The organism is Desulfosarcina sp. (genome assembly GCF_041551955.1).
In the GTDB taxonomy this organism is placed as follows: Bacteria; Desulfobacterota; Desulfobacteria; order Desulfobacterales; family Desulfosarcinaceae; genus Desulfosarcina.
The window spans coordinates 1-5,092 of the sequence record NZ_JBFELV010000376.1 but is presented as its reverse complement, the minus strand read 5'-3'; the positions used below and the strand labels follow the sequence as shown (position 1 = coordinate 5,092).

Here is a 5,092-nt window from a genome sequence, read left to right as displayed (position 1 = left end):
GCTCCCCAGCACGGACTTGAACCGCGGACCCAGTGGTTAACAGCCACTTGCTCTGCCGACTGAGCTACTGGGGATTATAAGGCTTCTTTTGTCGCGCTGACGACTAAAGAAGCGTCTTAAATAATCGACCATGATTTGAATGTCAAGGGCTTTTTTGGCCCCGAAGAAGTGGGATTCCAGACCGGATGGTTTGCTTTCAAAGGCTTCCAACATACTGAAAAAAAAGTTTAATTTATTTATAAGACGCGCTTCACCGATTCAATGGGGTTCGTGTTTTTGCACCACCTGAATAGATACGCTTGGTGCAAAGCCCCACAGACTCATTTAATGTCTGCCGCCAGGGTAACGGGCGCTCTGGGCATGGAGTGAGATGACCGCTTTCGCGAGATGCCTGGAACGCGGTACCAATCTTTTTTCGCGTGCAGTAAATTAAGTATCGGCGCTTATCAATAATTGTCCTTGCAGACCCGGGTCAATTTTTTTTACTGAGTCTGAAAACCCCTACGCCAACGACTGGGTTTGAACCAAGGCCAGTTTGGTGCCAAGGCCTTCAATACGAGCGTGGAGACAAGACGGACGAAAATAAAAAAATTGAGCTGAGTAAGCAGAAGCCCACGGTTGACGACCTGGCCCAAATGTCAAAGGTGCTGGATGTCCCGCCATCCGTGTTGCGGCCGAGTCAATCGGATCAACGCGATGCCCAGGCTCCCGCGCAACGGGGAGTGCTTGTGGACTACCTGATTCTGGATCGTTTCGAGCAGCTGGGCCCGTACTTGGAGATGTTCAACCGGGCTGTTTTTATCAACGATGAAGAACTGATCGAACACATTGCCGGCAAGCTCTCCGGCGTCGTGGTTTTCAACGGCACCTTGAAGGCGATAAACAATTAAACCGCGGAGATCGTGATGGGCGATAGCAACCCCGATGATCACTGCATGCGGGACCAATACCTGAAGCTGCTGTGGGCCGCGCAGAAAGTCGAGGACTGTCGCCTTGCCGAATTGATTCTTCGGTGACTCAAGGGGACGGCCTTAGACATGACAGTGGCGCCCGTTCCTGCCTGTGAAATCATTCCTTTCCCGAGTACCATTGTCTGGGCGGCTGGATGTGCTGATGGATATGACGATCTTCGTCTGAACGGCTGCCTGCCTGGGTTTTTTGCAGGTACAACACCACACTTTTTCCCAGTAACGGATTGAGCAGACGATCGATCCAGCGGGTTACCCATGGTTTTTTCATGATATCCCAGACGAGCAGGCGATGGTACAGGTTGACTGCCGCCGAGTCCGTTCGTGTCGGACCAATCAAACACTTGAGCCACCAATATGGTGCGTGGATGCTGTGGGCGTTATGATGCCCTACCAAGCGGGTGCCCGCCCGCTCCAGTCGGTCGATCAATTCGCTTTTGCGATAGATGCGAACATGGCCTTGGTTGGCGTTGAAGTAGTCATCAGACAATGCCCAGCAGATGCGCTCGGGCAGGTAGCGGGGAACGCTGACCACCAGCGATTTGCCGGGTTTGAGCACCCGGATGATTTCTCGCATGGCCGACTCATGATCAGGAATGTGTTCCAGCACCTCACTGCAGACGACAAGGTCAAAGCAGTTGTCGGGGAAGGGCAGGCAGGTTACATTGGCCGCGGAAAGGCTCCAGATGCCGCCCCCATGTTCGCCCAGCCGGTCATGCAGGCTGAGCCGCTTACGCGCTTCCTTCAGATCTGTCGGGTTCAGGTCTGCACCGGTCACCCTTACTCCCTTGAGCCGGTAAGCCGCACAGGTGTGGCGGCCGGATCCGCAGCCGATGTCCAAGATGCGATCGCCGGGGTGGACAACCAGGCGCGAGAAATTAACCGTAATCAAGGATGGTCTCCCGATAGGCGTCCACGGTTTTTTCAGCTGCGCGCTGCCAGGTGAAGTGCTGCTGCACCCGCTGGTATCCGCGGCGGCCGAGCCCATTGGCATGCTCCGGTTGGTCCAGCATGTCGACAATGGCCCGGGCCAGGGACATATGGTCTCTCGGAGGGACCAGAATTCCCGCATCACCTACCACCTCGGGCAGGGCGCCGCCGGTGGTGCTGATTACCGGTACGCCGCAGGCCATGGCCTCGCCCGCAGGCAGGCCGAACCCCTCATAGACGGATGAGACCACCGCCATGGCCGCCCGGGCATATTGGCGGACAAATTCCGCATCGCTGATGCGACCGGTAAAAACGATCAGATTCCCGATGCCCAGGCGCCGGATCAACCGGCTGATGCCGCCGTTTTTCTTGGGTGTTCCGACCACAACCAGCCTGATGGTCCTTTTGTAAGCTATTTCCGCCACCGCATGGAGCAGGTAGTAGAGCCCTTTTAGCGGAACGTCGGAGCTGTTGGTGACAATGATGCGGCCCGGCTCCCGCTGAATCTCGGGCATAGGGTAGAACAGTTTGGTGTTGATGCCGTTGGGAACAACGCTAAAGCGCTCCCGGGGAATCCTGAAATCACGGGCGATGTCCCCGCGTGCGCACTCGGAGACGGTGATAATCCGGCGCAGGGTGCGCGATACCCGTTTTTGCATGCCGATGAAGGAGAACCATCGCAGGTGCTTGAGCTTTTTCCAAAACGGCCGCACCGAGCGCACCGCGATGTCCCGATCTACCGTGATGGGATGGTGGATCGTGGCCACGGTGGGAATTTTTTTGGCGATAGACCAGATGCCGTAAGAGAGGCTCTGATTGTCGTGAACGATGTCATAGCGCCGCATGCGGGTGCGCAAAAAGCGCTGGGCGCGAATGCCGAAGGTAAAGGGTTCGGGGAAACCCATGGTCGAAACACCGGCCCATTCCACAATATTGACCGGATCAGACAACTCCCTGAGGGTGGGGACCCGAAACAGATGCTCCGGATTGTACAGGTCCAGACAGGCCGGCCGGTGGATCGGGATGTCCGAGTCCAGACCGGGATCCGGTGGACCCGAAAATACTTCGACATGGTGGCCGATATCTTTGAGTGCCCGGCTCAAATTTTTCAGGTAAACACCCTGGCCGCCGCAGTGGGGATTGCTTCGGTAGCTCAGCAGGCAGATATTGAGGGGGCGTTCCAGGCTGCTATTCATAAGCGTAATACAGGTTATCCTTCCCACTTGGCAAAATAGAACCACTTACCGCCCGGTCGTGGCCAACGTCAAGAGTTTTCGTGGATGGATCGAAAACGATCGGCAACCATAAAGGGCATTGTCCGCCTTGCACGAAAGGTATATGGTAACGGTTAGAGGACAGGGGTCTGAGGATGGTAGAACCTGTCGGTGTGAAACACTTTAAAAATAGCCGATCGCCCCTGAGCATGCGGGGCACCGGATTGTAATAGGAATAATCTTTGGAGGACCCGCGGACATGGCGATGCCCGATGCAGTGACGCTGGTGGAGGTGGGACCACGCGATGGCTTCCAGTTCGAACAGGCCGTGGTTCCCACCCTCCGAAAACGCGCCGTCATCGCCCGGTTGATCGCCGCCGGGCTGAAACAGATTCAGGTGGCTTCCTTCGTCCATCCGGAAAAGGTGCCCCAGATGGCCGATGCTGAACCTTTGATCAGAATGCTTCCCCGCCGGGAGGGGGTGATTTATACGGCATTGGTGCTCAACCGGCGGGGCCTGGACCGGGCCATGGCGTCGGGTATCGCAGCTTTGGAAATTTCTCTCTCCGCCAGTGATTCCCACAGCCGCAAAAACGCCGGCATGACCCATGAAGAAGCCCTGGATCATGGGCTGCGCATGATTGATCAGGCGGTCTCTGCGGGTCTTCACGTTCGAGCCAGTGTCCAGTGCGCTTTTGGTTGCGTCGATGAGGGGCAGATCCCCGCCACCCGCATTGCCGGCATCGTCCGGCGATTTGTCGACCACGGGGCCCATGTGCTGACGCTGGCTGACACAACCGGCATGGGATCACCGCCGCTGATCGAAAGCATGCTGGATGCGGTGCTTCCCCTGGCGGGCCGGCTGCCCCTGGCGTTGCACCTTCACGACACCCGCGGCCTGGGACTGGTTAACCTGATGGCCGCATTGAATTATGGCGTTTCGATTTTCGACACCGCCCTAGCCGGCATGGGCGGATGTCCCTTTGTCCCTGGTGCCGCCGGCAATATCAGCACCGAAGATACCGCCTACCTGATGGAATGCCTGGGGATTCACACCGGTGTGGACTACCGTCGGGTGGGTGAGGTCTCCCGCGAGATGGAGGCGTTTTTTTTCAAATCCTTCCCCGGTCGAATGCACCGGGTGACGGCCTTTCAACCCCCACACATATCGAATTAGATCGGACAACCCGCCGCTCCTTTTTTTAGCCGAGTCCCTTTAGTTTGAAATCGGCATGCCGATATTTGGAACATGTCAGGCAAGTGGCTTTGACGGTCACCGTCAATGGCGGCGGGATTCCGAAACCAGTTCCATTCATAGAAATACGATCAACGATGACGCTAACGACAGACCCTTCCAAAGAGACCCTATTGTTTGTGGACGACGAAGAAAGTATTCTGGAGGTGGCTTCGGAATATTTCATGGCAAAAGGGTATCACATCCTGACGGCGGAGAATGGCCGCCTCGCCGTCGACATCATCGAAAAAGAAAAAATCGACTGCTGCTTCACGGACATCAACATGCCTGAAATGGACGGGCTTGAACTGGCCGAATACATCCGTACGGTGGACAACACCATTCCGGTTATCATCATGACCGGTTACCCCTCTTTGGACAACACCATCCGTACCCTGAAAAACGGTGTGGTCGACTTCCTGATCAAGCCGGTGAACCTGAATCAGCTGGAAATCTGTGTCAAACGGGTGCTGCGGGAGCGCCAACTGTTTATCAAAAATATTTTCCTGACCCAAGAGGTGGAGGGAAAGCACCGGATAGAGACCCTCAATCGGGAACTAACCTACAAAGTCGATGAACTCAACACCCTCAACCGCATCATGACTGACTTTGCCACCATCGACTCCAGCTTCGACCTGTTCAAGCGGGTGGTCGACCTGTCCACCGAACTGACCCATGCCGACGAGGCCTGTTTTTATGTGATCAACGAAGCGATTCAACGGCCGGTGCAGGTGGCCCGGTCCGTG

General features: G+C 56.1%; 5 protein-coding genes and 1 tRNA gene. 3 read left to right on the top strand and 3 right to left on the bottom strand.

Annotated elements, in window-relative coordinates:
- Nucleotide 1 precedes the first annotated feature (1 nt).
- Nucleotides 2–74, bottom strand: a tRNA-Asn gene (locus ABYV26_RS20485).
- A gap of 561 nt (nucleotides 75–635) precedes the next feature.
- Between ABYV26_RS20485 and ABYV26_RS20480 the strand changes: the two genes are divergently transcribed.
- On the top strand, nucleotides 636–890 hold the full coding sequence (locus tag ABYV26_RS20480; RefSeq protein ID WP_372683220.1) for a hypothetical protein: 255 nt from the start codon (nucleotides 636–638) through the stop codon (nucleotides 888–890).
- 178 nt (nucleotides 891–1,068) lie between these two features.
- Here ABYV26_RS20480 and ABYV26_RS20475 read toward each other — a convergent pair whose 3' ends face one another.
- Both ABYV26_RS20475 and ABYV26_RS20470 read right to left on the bottom strand, forming a co-directional pair.
- Complete coding sequence (locus ABYV26_RS20475; protein WP_372683219.1) at nucleotides 1,069–1,860, bottom strand: class I SAM-dependent methyltransferase; 792 nt, start codon at nucleotides 1,858–1,860, stop codon at nucleotides 1,069–1,071.
- Nucleotides 1,847–3,094 carry a glycosyltransferase family 4 protein gene (locus ABYV26_RS20470; RefSeq protein ID WP_372683218.1) on the bottom strand — a complete coding sequence of 416 codons (1,248 nt, stop codon included), beginning with the start codon at nucleotides 3,092–3,094 and terminating at the stop codon, nucleotides 1,847–1,849. Before ABYV26_RS20470 ends, ABYV26_RS20475 begins: the two co-directional genes overlap by 14 nt.
- A 277-nt stretch (nucleotides 3,095–3,371) precedes the next feature.
- Between ABYV26_RS20470 and ABYV26_RS20465 the strand changes: the two genes are divergently transcribed.
- On the top strand, nucleotides 3,372–4,289 hold the full coding sequence (locus ABYV26_RS20465; RefSeq protein ID WP_372683217.1) for a hydroxymethylglutaryl-CoA lyase: 918 nt from the start codon (nucleotides 3,372–3,374) through the stop codon (nucleotides 4,287–4,289).
- A gap of 155 nt (nucleotides 4,290–4,444) precedes the next feature.
- Nucleotides 4,445–5,092: response regulator (locus tag ABYV26_RS20460; protein WP_372683216.1), on the top strand; the 648-nt coding region annotated here is incomplete at its 3' end.